The organism is Paenibacillus sp. J22R98 (genome assembly GCF_059383835.1).
In genome coordinates this window covers 226,051-246,302 of the sequence record NZ_JBXENW010000002.1, presented here as the reverse complement: position 1 = coordinate 246,302, position 20,252 = coordinate 226,051, and the positions used below count along the sequence as shown (strand labels likewise).

19 protein-coding genes are annotated in these 20,252 nt (G+C 51.0%); 13 read left to right on the top strand and 6 right to left on the bottom strand.

What is annotated here, in order from left to right; all coding sequences use genetic code 11:
- Nucleotides 1-2 precede the first annotated feature (2 nt).
- Together AC50Y3_RS06815 and AC50Y3_RS06810 are read right to left on the bottom strand one after the other, a co-directional pair.
- Nucleotides 3-713 carry a phytanoyl-CoA dioxygenase family protein gene (locus AC50Y3_RS06815; RefSeq protein ID WP_494818021.1) on the bottom strand — a complete coding sequence of 237 codons (711 nt, stop codon included), beginning with the start codon at nucleotides 711-713 and terminating at the stop codon, nucleotides 3-5.
- 135 nt (nucleotides 714-848) lie between these two features.
- Nucleotides 849-2,117, bottom strand: coding sequence for an alkaline phosphatase (locus AC50Y3_RS06810; protein ID WP_494818020.1), 1,269 nt, complete (start codon nucleotides 2,115-2,117; stop codon nucleotides 849-851).
- A 191-nt stretch (nucleotides 2,118-2,308) separates the two neighbouring features.
- On the opposite strand from AC50Y3_RS06810, the gene AC50Y3_RS06805 reads away from it, so the two are divergent.
- On the top strand, nucleotides 2,309-2,761 hold the full coding sequence (locus AC50Y3_RS06805; protein ID WP_494818019.1) for a cupredoxin domain-containing protein: 453 nt from the start codon (nucleotides 2,309-2,311) through the stop codon (nucleotides 2,759-2,761).
- Nucleotides 2,762-2,813: 52 nt separating this feature from the next.
- On the opposite strand, the gene AC50Y3_RS06800 is transcribed toward AC50Y3_RS06805, so the two are convergent.
- Complete coding sequence (locus AC50Y3_RS06800) at nucleotides 2,814-3,350, bottom strand: nucleoside/nucleotide kinase family protein (RefSeq protein WP_494818599.1); 537 nt, start codon at nucleotides 3,348-3,350, stop codon at nucleotides 2,814-2,816.
- 210 nt (nucleotides 3,351-3,560) lie between these two features.
- Here AC50Y3_RS06800 and AC50Y3_RS06795 point away from each other — a divergent pair, with 210 nt between their 5' ends.
- Nucleotides 3,561-4,715, top strand: a complete 1,155-nt coding sequence (locus tag AC50Y3_RS06795) for a LacI family DNA-binding transcriptional regulator (protein ID WP_494818018.1) — start codon at nucleotides 3,561-3,563, stop codon at nucleotides 4,713-4,715.
- Nucleotides 4,716-4,831: 116 nt separating this feature from the next.
- On the top strand, nucleotides 4,832-7,579 hold the full coding sequence (locus tag AC50Y3_RS06790; protein ID WP_494818017.1) for an alpha-mannosidase: 2,748 nt from the start codon (nucleotides 4,832-4,834) through the stop codon (nucleotides 7,577-7,579).
- A gap of 685 nt (nucleotides 7,580-8,264) precedes the next feature.
- Here AC50Y3_RS06790 and AC50Y3_RS06785 read toward each other — a convergent pair.
- Nucleotides 8,265-9,197 (bottom strand): manganese-dependent inorganic pyrophosphatase, encoded by a 933-nt coding sequence (locus AC50Y3_RS06785; protein WP_494818016.1) that lies wholly within the window; start codon nucleotides 9,195-9,197, stop codon nucleotides 8,265-8,267.
- 134 nt (nucleotides 9,198-9,331) lie between these two features.
- Nucleotides 9,332-9,856: a hypothetical protein gene (locus AC50Y3_RS06780; RefSeq protein ID WP_494818015.1), complete on the bottom strand. Its 525-nt coding sequence runs from the start codon at nucleotides 9,854-9,856 to the stop codon at nucleotides 9,332-9,334.
- A gap of 100 nt (nucleotides 9,857-9,956) precedes the next feature.
- On the opposite strand from AC50Y3_RS06780, the gene AC50Y3_RS06775 reads away from it, so the two are divergent.
- From AC50Y3_RS06775 to AC50Y3_RS06730, 10 genes are all read left to right on the top strand, one after another.
- Nucleotides 9,957-10,808: a helix-turn-helix domain-containing protein gene (locus AC50Y3_RS06775; protein ID WP_494818014.1), complete on the top strand. Its 852-nt coding sequence runs from the start codon at nucleotides 9,957-9,959 to the stop codon at nucleotides 10,806-10,808.
- Between the two features lie 129 nt (nucleotides 10,809-10,937).
- On the top strand, nucleotides 10,938-11,750 hold the full coding sequence (locus tag AC50Y3_RS06770) for a phytanoyl-CoA dioxygenase family protein (RefSeq protein ID WP_494818013.1): 813 nt from the start codon (nucleotides 10,938-10,940) through the stop codon (nucleotides 11,748-11,750).
- 155 nt (nucleotides 11,751-11,905) lie between these two features.
- A complete protein-coding gene (locus AC50Y3_RS06765; protein ID WP_494818012.1) occupies nucleotides 11,906-12,205 on the top strand; it encodes a Dabb family protein in 300 nt (99 codons plus the stop codon).
- A gap of 95 nt (nucleotides 12,206-12,300) precedes the next feature.
- On the top strand, nucleotides 12,301-13,041 hold the full coding sequence (locus AC50Y3_RS06760; RefSeq protein WP_494818011.1) for a phytanoyl-CoA dioxygenase family protein: 741 nt from the start codon (nucleotides 12,301-12,303) through the stop codon (nucleotides 13,039-13,041).
- Between the two features lie 128 nt (nucleotides 13,042-13,169).
- Nucleotides 13,170-13,847, top strand: a complete 678-nt coding sequence (locus AC50Y3_RS06755) for a C40 family peptidase (RefSeq protein WP_494818010.1) — start codon at nucleotides 13,170-13,172, stop codon at nucleotides 13,845-13,847.
- Nucleotides 13,848-13,957: 110 nt separating this feature from the next.
- Nucleotides 13,958-14,758, top strand: a complete 801-nt coding sequence (locus AC50Y3_RS06750; RefSeq protein WP_494818009.1) for a helix-turn-helix domain-containing protein — start codon at nucleotides 13,958-13,960, stop codon at nucleotides 14,756-14,758.
- A gap of 15 nt (nucleotides 14,759-14,773) precedes the next feature.
- Nucleotides 14,774-15,766: a lipoate--protein ligase gene (gene lplA, locus AC50Y3_RS06745; RefSeq protein WP_494818008.1), complete on the top strand. Its 993-nt coding sequence runs from the start codon at nucleotides 14,774-14,776 to the stop codon at nucleotides 15,764-15,766.
- Nucleotides 15,767-15,820: 54 nt separating this feature from the next.
- Nucleotides 15,821-16,045 carry a hypothetical protein gene (locus AC50Y3_RS06740; protein WP_494818007.1) on the top strand — a complete coding sequence of 75 codons (225 nt, stop codon included), beginning with the start codon at nucleotides 15,821-15,823 and terminating at the stop codon, nucleotides 16,043-16,045.
- 649 nt (nucleotides 16,046-16,694) lie between these two features.
- Nucleotides 16,695-18,305 (top strand): MDR family MFS transporter, encoded by a 1,611-nt coding sequence (locus AC50Y3_RS06735; protein WP_494818006.1) that lies wholly within the window; start codon nucleotides 16,695-16,697, stop codon nucleotides 18,303-18,305.
- Between the two features lie 6 nt (nucleotides 18,306-18,311).
- On the top strand, nucleotides 18,312-18,923 hold the full coding sequence (locus AC50Y3_RS06730) for a PadR family transcriptional regulator (protein ID WP_494818005.1): 612 nt from the start codon (nucleotides 18,312-18,314) through the stop codon (nucleotides 18,921-18,923).
- 79 nt (nucleotides 18,924-19,002) lie between these two features.
- On the opposite strand, the gene AC50Y3_RS06725 is transcribed toward AC50Y3_RS06730, so the two are convergent.
- On the bottom strand, nucleotides 19,003-20,214 hold the full coding sequence (locus tag AC50Y3_RS06725) for a PQQ-dependent sugar dehydrogenase (RefSeq protein WP_494818004.1): 1,212 nt from the start codon (nucleotides 20,212-20,214) through the stop codon (nucleotides 19,003-19,005).
- Nucleotides 20,215-20,252 lie beyond the last annotated feature (38 nt).

Here is a 20,252-nt window from a genome sequence, read left to right as displayed (position 1 = left end):
CGCTATTGACGGCGGCGATAGTCGGACAATACCAATCGATCCTCGAGCAGCTTGCCGGTTTCCGCATACCGGCAATTCGCAGACGCCACTTGGAAAGCATAAGCGCGTCGCGGTTTATCCGTATGATTTTGCTTGCTGTGATGCAGCGTTTCGCGATGAAAGAACACCGCATCCCCCGGCGCCATCGGCTTGCATGGGATGCCGTTCTCCGGGTCAGCCGCCCGTTTATGGCCGCCCTCCGCATTCAAGTTCGGCTGTCGCCCCAGCCTATGCGACCTGGGGGCAAGCCACAAGCCCGCATTATCCTGCGTGATCGGATCAAGCGCAATAAACCCGTTCAGCATATGCCCTAGGATATGGGTATATTGATTATCTTGATGCCACTCCAGCCCGCTGCCATGCGGTGCTACGACGGCGTACATGCCCATCCAAATCCGCACTTTGTCGCCGAGTAGGGTTTCAAAAATGCTCACGATGTCCGGGTCCGTCAGAAAATCAGTCGTGTGCGGAAACCTGTCCTTCTCTTTATCCAGATCGATAATGGCTTGACTCCTCCACTTGCCATCCCCTTGCTGATTGGCGAACTCAACATTCTCGGCATTGATGGCGTCCACCGCATGAGCCGAAAGGAATCCCGGAGCATAAAAGTAACCTTCACGATAAAATTGTTCAATCATGTCTGAGGTCAAAACAAAGTCCGTTATTTTAGGCACTAGCTTCCTACCTCCCAGGACTGTTCATTTATAGGATACACTCCCATTCTGAATCACCCTGAACATGCCTGTCAATCCAAACAAAAGAAGCTAGCCGCGATTCCCGCAGCCAGCTTCTTTCCCCTAACAATCCGCTTATCTTCCAGCTTTAAAGCCCAATGCCTGCATCAATTTATTGAATACTTCCGTGTTCTCGAAGCTGCCAGTGAACAGCTGCGAGTTTTTGCCTGTTGCCGTAACCGGAACATCTACTGCCGTATGACCGGAAGTCGTCCAGTCTACAACAAAGTTAAGCTTGGAGTTCGCGATGGCGAAAGGACCGTCTTCTTTGGAAATGCCATCACCTGTCTCGTCTTTAGCATCCACTTCTTCGATGGAGAAGCCGCCAGTTTCATGGTCAGCAAGCACGAGTACGAGCGTATCCGGATTTTTCTTAGCAAAATCCTTCGCGATTTGTACGGAACGATCCAGCTGTTGACCGGCTTTGATCGTCATTTTTGCATTGTTTTGGTGAGCGAACTCATCCGTGCCTTCCTCTTCAACCATCAGGAAGAACCCTTTTTTGTTGGCAGACAGCGTATCGATTGCCTTCTTCGTCATGTCCGGAAGCGATACGACCGGGTTGTAGATATCCCCTTCGCCCTCTGCACGCTGTTGGAACATTTCTTCGTTGGCGAACAGACCGAGAAGCTTGCCGCCTTTGGCTTTCTGCATATCCGTTTTGTTCGAAACAAAGCTGTAGCCCAATTGCTTCGCTTTATTCACGAGATTGCCTTGCGTGCCTTTGCTCTTCTCCGACGGATCTTCTGCCGGCTCGTCCTTGAATTTACCCGGCTCGCCTGCCGGATACCAGAAATCTTCGCCGCCGCCGAGGATGACGTCAAGCTTGCTCTTCGTCAAATATTGCAGCGCGATATCGCTTTGCTTGGCGCGGTCTTCAACATGGGCACCGAATGCAGCACCGGTAGCATCTGTTACTTGGCTCGTTGTAACAACACCCGTCGATTTACCTGCATCCTTTGCATATTCCATAATCGTTTTGACCGACTTCTTATCGGCATCCATTCCGATAGCGCCATTGTACGTTTTTACTCCGCTTGCATAAGCGGTAGCAGATGCTGCTGAATCTGTTACGGGTACTGTAGAGCTTGTATGAATAAGTCCCAAGAACGGCATAGCATCCATCGCCAGGCTGCCCTTCTCACCGACAGTAGCCAGCCGGATCGCGTTGCGCTGTGCTGTACCCATTCCGTCTCCGACGAATAGAATGACATTTTTCGTTTGCGAGGAAGCCGCCTCCGCTTTATCAGTCGACGGTGTAGCCAAGATGCTTGTCACAACAAGCGCTGCTGCCGCTGTTGCAGCAAGTGTGCTTTTTAATGCGATTTTCTTTTGCGAAACCATTTTCCTACCTCCTAGTAATCTTTTCTACTAGATTTTACAAAGACTAGGTTAACAGGATGTAATCTGGATATGTAGTTCTTGTTAAGCTGTCTTACATCTCAATGAAACTAATACGATTCCTTTCATATTCCTTTAATCTTTCTATGCTACGATGGGTAATGATTCCAAAATGGTAGAGGAGTGATAGAAACATGAAAGCCAAATTCGCAATACTTGCAGCGTCATTACTACTCGTCGCAGCACTAGCCAGCGCCTGCGGGAACAACAACAGCAATAACAGCACCAGCGCCAGCACAAACACAAATGGGGCAAATGCTGACACGAGTACGAACGAGGCATCCACGAACACGACAACCGCGGATTCAGGCAGCGGATCGACAGTAGAGATTAAACTTGAGGCCAAAGATTTCGAGTATGATCAGAAGGAGATTCATGTGAAGAAAGGCGATCATGTCAAAATCACTCTTCACAGCGACGACGGCGGTCACGGCTTTACAATTGCTGATTACAATGTAGACATTCAAGGAAACGGCGACGGCGAATTCGATGCCGCGAATGCAGGCACCTTCGAATTCCACTGCTCCGTGATGTGCGGTTCAGGCCATCGCGATATGGTCGGCAAGCTGATCGTGGACGAAGCCTAACAAAAGGTATTATTCAAATAGCAATGGCTGCGCATCTCTGCGCAGCCATCTTTTATTGCAGGGCATGTAGAATGTGATCCACCATCTCTGATGTTTGCTGCGTACCGTCGATGACGACGTCGGAATTTGGTTTGACGCTTCGCAGCATCTCCAAGTAGGCATCCCTGCCGCGGGTTAAATAGTTCGTTAACTCATGCCGCAAATCATCCATAGACCGATAAGCATAATCGCGCAATATTCTTCGGGCAGCCGCAACATCTAGAGGTGTATCTATAAATACCGTCAGATCAATGAATTCACGAATGTCATTGTTCAAATAGGCAAACGGATAATCGAGCACAAGATACTCCAGCTCAGCATCCTGCAAATAGAGCTCAATATCGTTCCTTAACGAAGTCAGATTCCATTCATTATAATCGGCTCCTCGTTCTACCCAATCACAAATGTCCTGCGGGCTATCCTCAAAGTCATAATCGTCAAAATATAAAGCCTGTGCATGCGTTAAACGTTCAAGCAGCTGCTCGGTCAGCGTCGTCTTCCCGCCACCGGATACAGCGGCAATTGCAATTACGTAAGGTTTGCCGTCCATCATTGCCCTCCAGAATTGTGTTCTTCAACCTCTATGGAACATTTTTCCCCATACCCAGCAAGCATAACACATCACCCCTAAATTGGAATGGGCTTCCAATCCCTTCGTGCGTACCTTGTGCTACATATGACCTCTATTGTACAGGCCCTCCAACTTGCATTATACTAATAAAATATATATTAATGAGACGGATCGGTTTGGAGGATCAGCGTGAAAGATCATAGACCCCGCTATCAAATCTTAATCGACTACTATACGGACCGGATTGTATCGGAGGAATTGCGCGCAGGCGATAAGCTGCCGACAGGACCGGAAATCGCGGAGCAGTTCGGCGTGAGCGCCATTACCGTTACCCATGCGATGAGGCAGCTGGAAACCGATGGTTTGATTAAGCGAATTAAGAAAAAAGGGACCTTCGTAACGGATAGAACGCCGCAACTGATGGCTGGCCATCTAACCGACTTAGGAGACGCGGCAGGCTCGACACCCCAAGCTTCAACACTGTCCATCCCCGTCATTTCCCTCGTGATGCCGTTTAGCGAAACGATCGGATATGAGATCTTCCGCGGCGTAGAGGAAGAGTGCGCTGCGCAAGGACTATACGTCACATTCCACAATTCCAAATATGATGACGCCGTCGAGCGGAGTATCATTCAGAAGCTGGCCAAAGATCGCGTCAGCGGCATCATCGTTTATCCGGTATCCAGTTACAAGAACATCGACGTCTTCAGCCATCTTGCCATCGAGGGCATTCCATTTACACTTATTGATCGGAACATCGAAGGGCTGGATGCGCCGCTCGTTGTGTCGAACAATATTGAAGCAGGCTACAGCCTTGCTTCGCATCTCCTCCAGCTTGGTCATACACGGCTTGCCTTCGTATGCCAATCGTGGAAAGAAGCGGTATCCGTCAGCGACCGTTACAAAGGATATTGCAACGCACTCATTGAAGCAGGCATTCCGCCTCGGCCCGAATGGTTAATTAACCTGGAGGAGCTAAAGGTAAACAACGCTGCCGGCAATTCGTATGATGTGCTGCTCGACCATCTGCTTGCCATTACGCCAACGCCTACAGCCGCTGTAGCCGTGAATGATTATATGGCGACAGGGCTGCTCAAGGCTGCGCTCCAGCGAGGAATTGCGGTGCCGGAGCAGCTGTCTGTTACCGGCTTCGACAACCATTCCTTCACCGAGCATCTAGAGGTGCCTCTCACAACTGTGGAGCAGGATTTCTACAGTATCGGCCGCGATGCGGCGAAGCTCGTCGTAGCTCCGGCACAAGAACGCAGCCGCTCCAAGCTCGTGCTTGGTACGAAGCTGATTGTACGGCAATCGACCGGTAAACCTGCCTCCCATGACGCTTGAGCGGTCATGGGATTTTTTTATATATATTTTAATAAATACGGATTTACAATAATTAGGGATCGCTTTATGATTAAAGTATATTTTAATATTCCATTGAAATGAGGTCTGCCCTCTTTATGTCGACGCCAAAAGCAATTATACATGTCATTTCGCACACCCACTGGGATCGTGAGTGGTATATGCCTTACGAGGCACATCATGCCAAGCTCATTCAAACGATGGATGGCTTGCTCGAAATTATGGATCAAGATCCGGAGTTTCGCAGCTTCTACCTCGACGGTCAGACGATCGTGCTCGAGGATTATTTGCAAGTGTATCCCGAGAAACGCGAGAAGCTCATTGCGCTTGTCCAAGAAGGGAAGCTCTCTGCCGGCCCTTGGTACATTCTGCAGGATGAGTTTCTGACCAGCAGCGAAGCCAATATTCGCAACATGCAGATCGGACATCGTGACGCTAAAGCGTATGGCCCAGTTTCTAAACTCGGCTACTTCCCCGACTCCTTCGGCAACATGGGGCAGGCTGCTCAAATTCTACAGCAAGCCGGTATCACCACAGCTGTATTCGGCCGCGGCGTGAAAGCTACCGGCTTCAATAATAGCGTGTCGGAAGCTTTGGACCTCGAATCGCCATTCTCGGAGCTGCACTGGGAATCACCGGATGGCTCGCGGGTGCTCGGCATCTTGTTCGCTAATTGGTACAACAACGGAATGGAGATCCCTGAGGAGCCGGCTGCGGCGCGCAAGTTCTGGGACAATGCCATCGCTAATGCGTCGAAGTATGCTTCAACGCCGCATCTGCTTCTTATGAACGGCTGCGATCACCAGCCCGCTCAGGCGAATTTATCCGCTGCACTGCGGACGGCGCGCGAGCTGTACCCGGACTATGAATTCATTCACTCGAATTACGATGATTACGTTGCAGCCGTGCAGTCTACTTTGCCTGAGTCGTTAAGCACCATCAGGGGCGAGCTTCGCGGTCAACGTACTGACGGCTGGTACTCCCTCGTCAATACAGCTTCATCGCGTATCTATATTAAGCAGCTCAACCAAGAGAATCAGACCATGCTGGAGAAGATCGCCGAGCCTTTGGCTGCTTTTGCCCATGTGAACGGCCGCCAATATCCACACGGTCTGCTTAATTATGCATGGAAGACCTTGATGCAAAATCACCCGCATGACAGCATTTGCGGCTGCAGCGTGGATGAAGTGTACCATGAAATGAAAACACGTTTCGAGAAGAGCAAAGGCGTTGCGGCTGCCGTTATTGCAGATAGCTTGGCTCATTTGAGCGCACAAATCGATACAGCGAGCTTCGCTTCGATTAGCTCGGACAGCGCACCATTCGTCGTATATAGCACGAGCGGATATGCGCAGAGTGGTGTCGTAACAGTAGAGCTGGAGCTCGGCCGCCGCTACTTCAAGCCAAACGAAAGCCCGGCGAATAATTCGAAATATGTCTCAGCGCATACAACAGCTGAGGGCTATCTCGTGAACCATCTGGGTGAGAAGCTGGATTTCACAAGCGCGGACCATGGCGTAAGATTCGGCTATGATTTGCCGGATGATAAGTTTAGACAACCGTATTTTGCCCGCGTCATTACGGTAACGTTCGAGACCGAAGCTCTGCCTGCGATGGGATATTCCAGCTTCGCATGGATTCCGGCGACACAATCGGCGGCCTTGGTGCAGCCATCGTCGTTGGTCGGTGAGGAAAACACGATGGAGAATGCCTACCTCCACGTTACGATCGCCGGTGACGGCAGCCTGACGATTACGGACAAACGAAACGGCGAGACCTATGCAGGGCTAGGCGTTTACGAGAATGTCGGCGATATCGGCAACGAATATATTTTCAAACAGCCGGTTGGCGATACGGCCATTACAACCAGAGGACTTGCGGCACAGGTAGAGCTTGTCGAAGATACATCATACCGGGCAACGTATGAAATAACACATACGTTCGATATTCCGGAGCAAGCAGATGAGCGTCTGGAGCAGGAAATCGCCACAATGGTAAATTTCCTTGACCGGAAAGCACAGCGTTCTGCTAAGCGAGTGCCGATCACCATTGTGACACGCGTTAGTCTCAGCCGTTCCGAGGAAGGCGTTCGCGTCCACGCTGCCTTCGATAATCCTGCGAAGGATCAGCGTCTGCGCGTCCTGTTCCCCTCCGGCGTTACAGCGGCGAAACACTACGCCGATTCCATCTTTGAAGTCGCTGAACGAGCTACGATCCCGGCTGAGGAATGGGTTAATCCGAGCAACTGCCAGCATCAGAGCGCTTTTGTCGATGTGCATGAGAACGGGCGCGGTTTGACCATTGCCAATAAAGGTCTCAACGAATATGAAGTGCTGCGTGACGAAAGCGGAACGATTGCGGTGACGATCTTGCGATCAACCGGCGAGCTCGGTGATTGGGGTGTATTCCTAACGCCGGATGCGCAGTGCCTTGGCTCCAATCATGCGGAATGGATGATCCTCCCTCACGGAGGCGGAGATTCGCGGTTCGCGGCTTATCAGCAAGCTTATGGTTTCCAGGTGCCGATGCAGGCCAGCCAAACAGGCGTACACGAAGGGCAGCTGCCTGCACGGCAAAGCCTGCTCGATTGGAGCGCTGCGGGATCGGGCCTCGCCCTCTCCAGCGTGAAGATCAACGAAGAGCGCGGCGATCTGATTGCTCGCTGGTATAACCTCTCCGGTGAACCGGCTGAGCTGACGGTCAGCTCACAGTCACATGGCCGACTCTACGAGAGCACGGTGCTCGAAGACACGAATGCAGCCGACGACTTAGGGACTGATGGCTCTGCTACCGTGCCGGTTGAAGGGTACAAGATCATCAGCATCGGGATGAGCACTAAGGAATAGGATGTGAAACTAGAAAGGCAGTCTGGGATGCAAGCATCCTGAACTGCCTCTTGTTGTGGCGTTATTGACTGAATTTGAGGTGTCCGAAATTCTAACGAATCGTAGTGACCTTATTGGGCCGGTTTGTGGTCTAATGAGATTCTAACGAATCGTAGAGACCTTATTTGTAGTAAATCGGCTCTTAAATACAAATAAACCGCTAAATAAGACCGCTACGATTCGTTAGAATATTTTCAGTGGTATTTTGAGGAAAATAAGCCCTGTACGATTCGTTAGAGCAAGAAAGAGGCCGATGCAGAGAGTTCCATTTCGCGACTCTCAGCTGCCGGGACGGGAGAGATGGGGTTAGTTTGGACGCTGAGAGTTCGATTTTCGTACTCTCAGCTTCTTTATCGGTTGGTTTTGGCGCTGAGAGTTCCATTTGGCGACTCTCAGCTGCCGGGACGGGAGATATGAGGTTAGTTTGGACGCTGAGAGTTCCATTTGGCGACTCTCAGCTTCTCTATCGGTTGGTTTTGGCCCTGAGAGTTCCATTTCGCGACTCTCAGCTGCCGGGACGGGAGATATGAGGTTAGTTTGGACGCTGAGAGTTCGATTTGGTGACTCTCAGCTACCAGAGACAAACAAAGAAAGAGGCCGATGATTACTCATCAGCCTCTTTCCAATGTCCTAGTTCATCTATATCCTACAGGTTGCTAAGTGTTTCAGTCAGAACAGGAACGATTTGCGATTTACGGGAAACTACGCCCTTCAGAACCGCTTTGTTGTCGTCAAGCTTCACGCTGTAGGCTTGCTCAACTGCTGCCGCTTGTTTACCAAGTGCCAGCGCAACGGAATCGTTGTTCAAGATGTCAGTGACGACGAATACGAACAGATCAAGACCTTTGTCAGCGATGATGGTGTTCAATGCCGCTTCAACTTCTGCTTGGCGGGAAAGAACATCGTTAACGTCAACCGCGTTTACTTGCGCGATTTCCACTTTGTAGCTGCCCATCGAGAATTCTTTCGCATCAAGCGAAATCAATTGCGCGATTGTTTTGTCGCTGAGATCAGCGCCGGCTTTAAGCATTTCAAGGCCGTAAGTCTCAGGCGTTACGCCTGCGATTGCTGCCAGCTCGCGAGCGGCTGCAACGTCCTCCGGCGTGCAAGTCGGCGACTTGAACAGCAAGGAATCGGAGATGATTGCCGAAAGCATCAGACCTGCAATGTTGCTTTCAATCGCGATGCCGTTTTCTTTGTACATTTTATTAAGGATGGTCGCCGTGCAGCCTACAGGCTCGCAGCGGTAGTAGAGCGGATGAGCAGTCTCGAAATTAGCGATACGGTGGTGATCGATAACTTCAAGGACGCGCACTTTATCGATGTCGCTAGCGCTTTGCTGACGCTCATTGTGGTCAACAAGAATAACGTTGCTTGTTTCGTTCGAAACGGTTTCCACCAAACGTGGCGCAGCCGCTTTAAATTGATTCAGCGCGTATTGCGTTTCGCCGTTCACTTCACCAAGACGAACCGCTTCAACCTCTTGGCCAAGCTTTGTTTTCAAGTCTGCGTAAGCAATTGCCGAACAGATTGTGTCGGTGTCCGGGTTTTTGTGTCCGAAAATCAATGTTTTTGACATCTTCATACTCCTTATTCGCTGTTTATTGGGTGCTGGCGACCATAAGAACGCCGGTAAGAATAAATCCCTAATCGGTATTATACCGTTTATTGCCCTGAATTCCTATTCCATTACAGGCAAATTCATAAACAGTTCTATATTTCGTCAAAAAGTTCAGGTGCCCTGTCCGCTCGAAGCCGCCTCTCCACCAAATCAAAGAGCGCATCGTAGAAAACATCCGCCTCGTTCTCCCGCAGCGTTCCCAGAACCGGAATTGTTGCGGTGAGCTCGCCCCATTGCTGCTTGAAATACGCTTTGCGAATGGCGTTGCCGCCATCCCGTTTCATCGGATTGTACGTCCAGCGCAGATAAGACGGTTTCTCTTCACGATCATAAACAAGCTTCTGAATCTCGGCATGCGTCGTCGATTTGTCCCCTGCATATATGACCACATAATAGTTGTCATTCCGATGCCAATCGATAAACAACACATATAACGCGCCGCCGATTGTACGCGCAATATGATACGCATTCACCATCGGTTTGCCATTGGACCATTGATGAAAGTTCGAAAGCGGCAATCCGTCCGTGCTGATTCGCGTTACATCATAGGCGCCGACCGGCTGGGCACTGGATCGCTCGATCCATGCCGCGAGTGCGGCTGCTTCCTGTTTCTCCATTTCTATCAACCCCCTTCCAGTTTAGCATGCAGCATTCCACATGATCGAGCTATAATGAAAGCAACCTATCAAAGGCTCGTCCGAAAGGAACGGTGGCATTATGAATTCGTTCGAAATTGTCGGCACCCCAAGCGAGTTTGCGCGGAGCCACTTGTTCTTTGGTTTAATCGGTGGTTATGATGCGCCCCGATCGGATTTTCTCTATACACGCGACTATTATCCGGCCTATGAAATTCTGTTCATTACGAAAGGCAAAGGCGCCTTCAAGCATGCGAACCAGTGGATCGAGATCGTGGAAGGCGACTGTGTCGTGCATGACATGCGGCTGCCTCATGCCTATAAAACGGAAGCGAAGAATGCGTTCGAAATGTACTATTTGGTGTTCGACAGCATCGACATGGAGCATTTCTGGCCGAAGCTGTTCGGCGAACCTTCCTACTCCATCGTGCAAAATCTCCCGGCTGTCAATGAAATCCACACTCTGCTCGAACAGATTGTAGAACTGATGAGAGAGCAGCATCCGGCTTATGAAATGCCTCTGTCTGCGCATATCTATCAGCTGCTTATGGAGATTTTCCGAAAGCAGCGCGACTTAGGAGGTTCTTGGCTGACAAACCACGGCTCCGAACCGGAGCCGCTGCAGCGAGCGCGGGCATTCATGGATGCGAACTATCTGGAGGTCGAAGACGTCTCGCAGCTGGCCCAAATCGCCAATCTCAGCCTATATCATTTTATCCGTCAATTTAAGAAGCAATACGGCGTCACGCCGAAGGAATACGTCCTGCTCAAGAAGGTGCACCATGCGAAGCGTTTGCTCATCAGCACATCGCTCTCGATCGGCGAGGTCAGCGTGCAAAGCGGATTTGCGAGCTATAACGCCTTTCTGCATGCTTTTCTGAAAGTGCAGCATGATTCACCGCGGGATTTCCGCCGAAGCTTACGTCGCCTCTAATCGCGTCAGCCCCATTCTTGCAAACAGCAATTTATTGAGTGTATTCGGCAATTCGCTAGCTTCAATCGCATCTCTCTATGTCGTAAACTAAAGTTAATTAAAGCGTTTACTGACTAGGAGGGTCTAAGAATGAGCCTATACGGATTAACGAGTGAACAGCAATTGATGTGGGAACGTGACGGTTTTCTAGTGATTGAGGATTTTCTGAGCAGCCAAGAGGTCGATTCCATTAACGAAGACATGGATCGGGCCTTTCATGAATTCGAAGTCAATAATCGCGTCAACCCGGCTACCGGCCAGCTGAACCATGTGAAGCAGATTTGCGGCATTATTGAGTATGGCGAGACCTTCGCCGGGCTTTTGGAGCATAAACGAATGATGAACATTTTGCGAGATATGATCGGCAATCAATTCGTTATGATCGATAACGACGCTCTACTCAAACCACCGGGCAAAATCTCGCATACCAACTGGCACCGTGACACGACTACGAGGATCTTCTTTGGCGATAAGCAAGCCCCATTCATGGTGAAGGTGTTCTACTTCCTCTCCGATGTGCCTTACGACGGCGGCTGCCTTGCGTTCTTGCCCGGCAGCATCCACATGAAGGATGAGGATTTGCCTAAAGTGGAGAAGCAAGAGGATTTGCCGGGCCATGTCAGAATGAACGTCAAAGCCGGTACGGCGGTTATCTTCAACGGCTACACGTATCACTCGGCGCTGAACAATTTCTCAGATGTGACTCGCCGCTCACTCATCTATAACTACGCCCAATCCTGCCTGCGCACATGGCCGGGTTACGAGCCTTCCGAAGAGCTCAAGGCCGGTGCAACATCGAATATGCGCAAAATGCTGCTCGGCGTAACGCCGTGGATGACCGATGCGAAAGCCTTCGAAGAAGAAGATGCCGCAGCGTCCGGCAGCAAAATGATGATGGGTTAACAAGCAAGGGTGCCGGGCTGCCGGTGCCCTTTTATTTTGGACTCGAACATTCGACTGCCGCTCTCCATTATCGCGAACGATTCTGTTATAATTTTGTATTGGACAATCACCGACGAAACACCTGCATACATTCAACTATTAAAGGAGCGAATCCCATGTTTGAGCATATCGTTATTTTCAAAATGAACGCCACCGTCACACCCGAGAAGGAACAAGAGCTGGTAAGCAGCCTGCTCGCATTCAAAGGCGCTATTCCGGGTATCGTTGATCTCACTGCCGGCCAAAACATTACGGAAGAAACCGGCAATATCCACGGTTATTCCCTAGGACTTCGCGTAACCTTCGAGAACCAAGATGCCCTTCGCGCTTACGGCCCGCATCCTGTTCATCAAGCGTTCGTGAAATCGTTGGACGGTCTGCTTGAAAGTGTTGTCGTCGTCGATTACCACATCTAATATCAATTCCAGATATATTTGTGATAATGTCAGCCATTGTCGTCGACTCGTCTTCGCAGTAAGCTTGAGCTAACCGATGCGAGAGGATGAGAGCGATGAACAAAGTAATCCCACGCTTAACAACGCCAATTACACAAGCCCAAATCGATCAATTTAACGATGAGGGCTTCTTGCTGATTAAGAATGGCTGCTCAGCCGACCTGATCGATGCCTTTAACGGACATATCTATGATTTGCGCGACGAGAAGCCGATGCCGGAGTGGGCCGCTTGCGAAGAGAGCAAGAAATATTCGGTCCGCTTGTTCAATCCGCACCTGCATGACGGATTCGCCCGTCAAATGATGAAGCTGCCCATCGTGCGCGGAACGCTCGCCCAGCTAATGGGCCGTGAAGCCGTTTGCGTGCAAAGCATGTTTTTCTACAAAGAGCCGGGTTCCCCGGGACAAGCGGCACATCAGGATTTCTATTACATTAAGAACGATCCGATGACGATGATCGCGGCTTGGATCGCTATGGAAGAGAGCGTGGACGAGGAGAATGGCTGTCTCTGGGTCATTCCGAAGTCGCATCGCCTTGGCCTTCTGCCGCATGGCGCCGTTAAGAATCTTGACGAGCATGAGCCGTGGACGGATGAAACGGAAGGGATTGATCTCAAGCAGCAGGTCCCGGTCATCATGGAGAAAGGCGATATCCTTTTCTTCCACGAGCTGCTTATTCATTCCTCCACTCGCAATCGGAGCACCGACCGCTGGCGCCGTTCTTATGTATGCCACTATATCCGCGAGGATGCGACGACTTCACGCAGCGATTTGCAGAAGAAGTTTCCGCTCTATTAATGCGAGAAAAGCCCGGCTGTCGATGCCGGGCTTTTTCTGTTTTTCCAGCAAAACACAGGTTATCCCTCGCATGAGATGCTGGTATGCTGAAGTGGTGGTCTATACATAAACAGAGATGGAGGACAATCATGAGAAAGAAAACCATACTGGCGGCCATTAGCTTTATGCTTCTGTCAGGCGCCGTGCAAGCGACGACTTTTGTCAGAGAAACTCATGCAAGCGCTGTCACTTATTCGATCGGTGCTTCCGGCAGCGTTGTTACGGCGTTGCAAACTGATTTGAAGAAGCTTGGCTATTTCAACTATCCTAAGGCAACCGGCTATTATGGCACCGTTACTCGAGATGCTGTCGTCGCCTTTCAAAGTAAATATGGACTTAGCGCAGACGGCATAACCGGCCCATTGACGCTCGAAGCGGTTAGTCATGCGATCCTGAAGCAAAAGCTCATCGCAGATACGTCCTCCTACCTCGGCATTCCTTATACATGGGGTGGTACGAGTCCGGCAAGCGGCTTTGACTGCTCCGGTTTTATCTATTATATGTTCACGAAATTCGGCGTTTCGCAATCGCGAACAACCTCCTCGAACTTGTTCAGCCAAGGCTTCGCGGTAAACAAGTCGATGCTGCAGCCGGGAGATCTTGTTTTCTTCCATAATAGTCCATCGACAGGGGAAGTCGATCATGTCGGCTTCTATATGGGCAACGGTTCGTTCATTTCGGCATTATCCTCAAAGGGAATCTACGTGCAGCAGCTGGAGAACACCTATTGGGGGCCTCGTTTCGCGGGCGCGAGAAGAGTTTATTAGATTCATGCAGACAGCTTGGCGGCCACGCCGGGCTGTTCTTTTTTTGAGCGGCGCCATGTTCCTGTTTTGCAATTCGAGCGCTATAATATAAGGAAGGAGGAACGATTGGCATGAGTTCAGGACTCCCTTACGACAAAATCACTTCCGCCTACGCCGGCACCATCGTCTACCCGCCAAAAGGTACGTATGGACCTCGGGTGCAGCAAGATATACAGCTTGTACTGCTTCATACCGGTGAGCTCGATCTGACCATTGATGATACTCGCTATTCTGTCAAAGCCGGACAAGTCGTTTTGCTGAAACCGCAGCATCACGAATATTTTGCTTTTGCCGAATCGCAAGAGTCTTGGCACCGCTGGGTTACCTTATCCGTTTCGGCTCTTACGGATGCTGAACTCCATTATTTGGACAGTCTTCCCTTTAGCATGCCAATTCCGGAAGCGCTCAATTCGGTGACCGATATGCTGCTTTCTTTGCAAAATGATTATTTAAAGCAGGACGAGCTCATGATAAGTCTGGGATATTCCGCCTTTCGGCTGTTTACAGCCAGAATTGCGCAAACCAAGCAGCAGCAGGAGCTCCATCCCAGCATCATTGCAGCATTAACCTATATTCAGCAGCACTATACGGAGGAGATTTCGCTTCCTGATCTGGCCGGCGCTGCCGGCGTATCGCCGGAGCACCTGGTCCGTCTGTTTCACGTTCATCACCACCTGACACCGATCCGCTATCTGTGGCAATACCGCGTGCTCAAGGCAACCGAATTGCTCTCTCAATCCGGTCTTTCCATGGGAGAAATAGCGGCAAGATGCGGATTCAAGACTGCGTTTCATCTCTCGCGGCTCGTGAAGGAACAAACAGGCAGCACACCTTCAGAAATTCGCAAAGCCGCGTGGGGAACGACGAACTAACTTGGAGGACATACGATGCGATTTATCGATAACGGCAACAACAATGATCCCTCGTGGAATCTTGCACTAGAAGAGTACGCGCTTCGTAACCTTGGCAGCGACGGAGACGATTATCTTCTCTTCTATATTAATGAACCATCCATTATCATCGGCAAAAATCAAAACACCGCCGAAGAGGTAAACGGCTCTTATGTGGAGGAGCATGGCATTCATGTCGTGCGTCGTTTATCCGGCGGCGGCGCGGTCTACCATGATCTCGGCAATCTCAATTTCAGCTTTATCACTTCGGATGATGGACGCTCCTTTCATAATTTCCGCAAGTTTACCGAGCCTGTCGTTGAAGCGCTTCGTAAGCTTGGTGTTGAAGCGGAACTGAGCGGACGAAATGATTTGCAGGTCGGTGAGCGCAAAATCTCCGGCAACGCGCAGTTCGCCTCCAAAGGGCGGATGTTCAGCCACGGTACGCTGCTATTCAACTCCGAAGTCGATTCCATCGTTTCGGCGCTAAACGTCAACCCGGCCAAGTTCGAGTCCAAAGCGACCAAGTCCGTCCGCAGCCGTGTCGCGAACATTACGGAATTTCTGCGGGAGCCGCTTACGATGGAGCAATTCCGCCAGTTCCTGTTGGCGTCCATCTTCGGCAGCAGCACCGAAATTCCGGAGTACAAGCTGACCGATGCGGATCTCGCCGCCGTGCAGCAGCTCGCAGACGAACGCTACCGCAGCTGGGATTGGAATTATGGACGCTCGCCGGCATTCAATGTGCGGCAGGTCAAACGGTTAACGGCCGGCACCTTCGATGTTCGGCTTAACGTGCAGGAAGGCTTTATTACCGAAGCCTCTGTCTTCGGCGATTTCTTCGGAACTACTGAAGTGTCCCTCGTTACTGATCGGCTCGCCGGAGTGAGATATAATCCGCAAGCCGTCGCTGAAGCGCTCGCGGACGTTGATTTGACGCTGTGCTTCGGTCCTGTTGAGCGAGAGGAATGGCTCGCATTATTGTTCTGATCTCGTTGGCTGATTGGCTCAAGTAATTCGAATCGAATGGGAGTGGAGAATCGCATGAACAAGGCCGATAATGTCACTTCGCTTAAAGCGTTGCAAGCATGGAAATCCATCCCGCAGCAGCTGCGGGACAAGCTGGTCCGCAACGTATTTTGCGGCAATTGCGGCGGCGCCGTCGAGATCGTCGATTACAGCATCCGCGAGGAGAAATACGCGCTGCTGCTAACCGGCAAATGCCGCACCTGCGCCAGCCCCGTCGCCCGCGTCGTCGAAAACGACTGAGGCGGCACGGCAGCCTGCGGCAGCTGTGCTGGCGGTGGCGGCAGCGCCGGATTTGAGCCAAGAGTCGGAGGTTTTCGACTCTTGGCTTTTTTGTTGCTCTTGCTGGGGACTGTAAGCGGATATTCCGCTTACAGCAGCAATTCGGAGACGGTTGTTCCACTTTAAGCGGATATACCGCTTAGAATGTGGAATACGCGCCGAATTCTCAGTAATCTCGCTTTCGATTGGCGCTTTAAGCGGATATGTCGCTTACAGCAGAAGTTCGGAGGCGATTGCTCCACTTTAAGCGGATATCCCGCTTAAGATGTGGTGCAGCCACCGATTTCACAGTAATCTAGATCTCGCTAGGAGCTGAGAGTTCAATTTTTGAACTCTCAGCCCTTTTTGATGACGATTCTGGGAATCCGACTATGGTGAGAGTTCAACTTCCGAACTCTCATCCATCGCCGATGGCGATCCCAGCCCTCCGACTAAGCTAAGCGCCGCTTCCCCCATCGAATCCGCACCGCCAATCACCGTATAATCCACTTCCCCTTCACCAAATAATAATGATCACTTCATCCAATTTTTGCTTGTTGTAAACTCAAATTTGAGTATAATAAAATGAGTAGTATTCAAATTTGAGTACATACTCTCAACAAGGAAAGGAATGAACGCAGTGGACGCCAAAAGAAGTAATGTCAAACTCGTAATTGCGGGCCTGCTCCTCGGTCTGTTTATGGCTGCACTCGATCAAACGATCGTGTCGACGGCAATGACTACGATTATCGAGAAGATTGGAGGCTTCGATAAATTTATCTGGGTATACTCCGCCTATATGATCGCGATGGTCGTATCGACCCCGATCTTCGGCAAGTTATCTGATATGTACGGACGCAAACGGTTCTTTCTCGCCGGATTGATTCTGTTCATGGCGGGTTCCATCCTTTGCGGAACCGCGCAGAACATGGAGCAGCTTATCATCTACCGTGCGATTCAAGGGATCGGCGGCGGCGCTTTGATGCCAATCGTCTTTACGATTATTTTCGATCTATTCCCAGCCGAGAAACGCGGCAAAATGATGGGACTCTTCGGCGCCGTATTCGGCGTATCCAGTGTCTTCGGCCCGGTAATGGGCGGACTGATCACCGACAATCTTAGCTGGCGCTGGATTTTCTACATCAATGTACCCATCGGTATTCTAGCGGTGATCTTCATCGCGCAGGCCTATCACGAACAATCCAATCCGCGTAAGCAAATCATCGACTGGTTGGGTGCCATCTCGCTAACAGGTTTTGTACTTACGCTTATGTTCGGCCTGGAACTTGGCGGCTCGGACGGCTGGGCATGGGATTCGGCGAAAACCATTTCGCTCTTCGTTGCTGCCGGCGTATTGCTGATCGCCTTCTTGTTCATCGAACGCTCTGCGAAAGATCCGATCATCAAGCTTTCTTTATTCAAAAACAAAGTCGTCACCAGCAGCATGGCCATCAGCGTGCTCTACGGCGGCATTATGATTGCTGCTGCAACTTACATTCCGCTCTTCATTCAAGGTGTATTTCACAAAACAGCTACAGAAACAAGCAGCGTACTTACACCGATGATGCTTGGCGTCGTACTCAGCAGCCAAGTCGGCGGTCGCGTGGTCAGCAAGTTCAGATATCGTGACGTCATGGTCGTATCTGCACTGACCCTGTTGGTTGGCACATTGCTTCTAGGTTATGTAATGGATCAAGAAACATCCAGACTCGTCATTACTTTGTTTATGGTCATCGTCGGTCTTGGCATCGGGGTTTCCTTCTCCTTGCTCAATATCTCGACGTTGAACGCTGTTCCACCGCAATATAAAGGTTCTGCTTCGTCCCTGATTACGTTCTTCCGGACAATCGGCTCCGCACTTGGCATTACGGTATTCGGCGCGATGCAGAAGTCAGCCTTCCAATCCGGCGTGAAAGAAATTCCGAACATCAATCCGGAATTAGCTTCCCAGATCAAAGGCGGCCAAGCGCTGCTGAACCCTGATGTTCAAGCTCAAATGGGATTGCCTGCCGATCTCATTAACCAGCTGCTCAGCAAGCTGGGCGACTCCGTCATCTTTATTTTCCAATGGACGATCATACTTCCGATACTGGCTCTCATCTTCGCGATCTTGATGGGGCGTGCAAAGCTGGAAGCATCCAAATCAGGCGGGCCGCAAGGCGCACCTGGCAAACCTGGCGCTGGAGGACAACAAGGTCCTCAAGGCGACGGCAAACCAGCGCCATCGTTCCACGGAGGATAAACTTCCATGTCAATGAGGCTCTTAATCTTAGGGCTGCTTATGGAGTCTGACCGCCACCCCTACGAAATTCGCCAGACGATTAAAGACCGCAACTGGAACGAATGCTTCAAGCTTCGCGACGGATCGCTGTATTATGCGGTAGACCAGCTGCGCGAGGATGGGCTGATCGAGGCGGCTGAGGTCGTCTCGGTCCCAGGGGAGAATCGGCCGGATAAGACGATTTATCGGATCACGGATTCCGGACGAGAGGCCTTCCAAGAGCTGCTCGACACACAGTTCAAACAAATTTCTTACCCGCAGCATCCGCTGTTTCTTTCGATGGCGTTCGTCCGCCACGGCGAACCTAAGAAGGTGGAAGAGAATATCGTCAAACAGCTCGAAGCCTGCCAGTCGCGAATTGAGCGCATGCATGCGGTGCTTCAGCTCAAAGGAAACTTCCTGCCTCGCGGCTCCGCGTTGATGATTCAAGGCTTTATCCAATTCGGCGAGACGGAGAAGCAGTGGCTAACAACGCTGCTGGAGGAAGCACGCTCCGGCAGTCTCTTCGAAGGCCATAAGCTGACGCCTGCACAGTGGGAAGCTTTCATCAAGTATAAACAGCTACCTACGTCAGAATAAGAACAATAAATAAGCCGCAAGACAGTGTGAGCAAGGAACGAATTCGTTCCTTTCCCATTGCCGTGCGGCTTATTCCAGCTTAGCCCAGTCGCAGCAAGCTTCCCTTCTGCGAGCAAATGTACAGCTCCCCCTCTGCGTCAACGCCAAACGAAGTAATCAGGTGATCGGACTCGACCAGCACCTTATTTTCAACGCTGCCATCCTCGTTTTGCCTTAATGCCCAGATCGTGCCCATCGCATAATCCGCATAGACATACCAACCCACAAGTGCTGGCAGCGCCTTACCCCGATACACGAATCCGCCCGTAATGGACACGCCTTGATCGCGGCCGTACGTGAAGATTGGCTCAATTAATCCTTCCTTCTTACAGCCTTCCTGAGGTTTGAAGCAGAGATTCCCCTCCATGACGTTCCAACCGTAGTTGCCGCCCTTCTCGACGAGGTTAATTTCCTCCAGCCGATCCTGTCCGACATCCGCCGCCCACAGTTTACCCGTAACCGCATCGAAGCTGAATCGCCATGGATTGCGCAGCCCAACCGCATAGATTTCCGGAGCCCCGCCGCCGCCGGCAAAAGGATTATCCGACGGTATCCTGTATTTCTTCCCGTTAGCTCCGGTATTCACGTCGATACGCAGCAGTTTGCCCAGCAAACTCTGCTTATTCTGGCCGTTACCATGAGGATCGCCGCCGCTGCCCCCGTCTCCTGCCGCAATATATAAATACCCGTCCTCCGGTCCAAAAGCAAGCTGCCCGCCTTTATGATTCGAGAAAGGCTGTTCATACGTCAGAAGCTTCACCTCGCTCGCCGGATCCAGCATTTCCGGATGCTCCGGATCACTCATCACGAAGCGAGAGATAACCGTGTGGGTCTTCGTCGTGTAATTCAAGAATGCAACACCGGGCTTCTTCGGGTGAAAGGCTAACCCGAGCAGCCCCTGCTCATTGCCGTCACTGTATACGCGATCCCGAATATCGAGCACAACCTTCGGTTTCTCAGAAGGTTTCTCCAGATCCAGCATCACCACTTGTCCCGGCTGTTCAATCACGAAGGCTTTACTACGCAGTGCTGTCGTTACACCGAACTCACTCACCATCCCAACCGGATTATCCAGTGTCCCTTCCGGCACAATCGTCTCTAATTTAACCGGCTTCTCCGCTGCCGAAGCGGCTTGTCCGTTCTCATTCGAAGGCAGCACCACCGATTCTTCTTCGCCTTTACAAGCAGTGAGCAGTAAACAAAGTCCGAGCAACCAACCTGCTGCAGAAAGTCCTCTGAGCCATGTCCTCATCCTCTTTCTCATCCTCCTCTGCTTTCTTCTAGTCCGAT

Coding starts and splice junctions, on each gene's coding strand:
- AC50Y3_RS06800 (WP_494818599.1), bottom strand. CDS start 3,350: ATGGACGGCAAACCTTACGTAATTGCAATTGCCGCTGTATCCGGTGGC.
- AC50Y3_RS06725 (WP_494818004.1), bottom strand. CDS start 20,214: ATGAGGACATGGCTCAGAGGACTTTCTGCAGCAGGTTGGTTGCTCGGA.
- AC50Y3_RS06780 (WP_494818015.1), bottom strand. CDS start 9,856: ATGGAGAAACAGGAAGCAGCCGCACTCGCGGCATGGATCGAGCGATCC.
- lplA (WP_494818008.1), top strand. CDS start 14,774: ATGCGATTTATCGATAACGGCAACAACAATGATCCCTCGTGGAATCTT.
- AC50Y3_RS06750 (WP_494818009.1), top strand. CDS start 13,958: ATGAGTTCAGGACTCCCTTACGACAAAATCACTTCCGCCTACGCCGGC.
- AC50Y3_RS06755 (WP_494818010.1), top strand. CDS start 13,170: ATGAGAAAGAAAACCATACTGGCGGCCATTAGCTTTATGCTTCTGTCA.
- AC50Y3_RS06740 (WP_494818007.1), top strand. CDS start 15,821: ATGAACAAGGCCGATAATGTCACTTCGCTTAAAGCGTTGCAAGCATGG.
- AC50Y3_RS06735 (WP_494818006.1), top strand. CDS start 16,695: ATGAACGCAGTGGACGCCAAAAGAAGTAATGTCAAACTCGTAATTGCG.
- AC50Y3_RS06805 (WP_494818019.1), top strand. CDS start 2,309: ATGAAAGCCAAATTCGCAATACTTGCAGCGTCATTACTACTCGTCGCA.
- AC50Y3_RS06785 (WP_494818016.1), bottom strand. CDS start 9,197: ATGTCAAAAACATTGATTTTCGGACACAAAAACCCGGACACCGACACA.
- AC50Y3_RS06790 (WP_494818017.1), top strand. CDS start 4,832: ATGTCGACGCCAAAAGCAATTATACATGTCATTTCGCACACCCACTGG.
- AC50Y3_RS06770 (WP_494818013.1), top strand. CDS start 10,938: ATGAGCCTATACGGATTAACGAGTGAACAGCAATTGATGTGGGAACGT.
- AC50Y3_RS06810 (WP_494818020.1), bottom strand. CDS start 2,117: ATGGTTTCGCAAAAGAAAATCGCATTAAAAAGCACACTTGCTGCAACA.
- AC50Y3_RS06760 (WP_494818011.1), top strand. CDS start 12,301: ATGAACAAAGTAATCCCACGCTTAACAACGCCAATTACACAAGCCCAA.
- AC50Y3_RS06765 (WP_494818012.1), top strand. CDS start 11,906: ATGTTTGAGCATATCGTTATTTTCAAAATGAACGCCACCGTCACACCC.
- AC50Y3_RS06775 (WP_494818014.1), top strand. CDS start 9,957: ATGAATTCGTTCGAAATTGTCGGCACCCCAAGCGAGTTTGCGCGGAGC.
- AC50Y3_RS06730 (WP_494818005.1), top strand. CDS start 18,312: ATGTCAATGAGGCTCTTAATCTTAGGGCTGCTTATGGAGTCTGACCGC.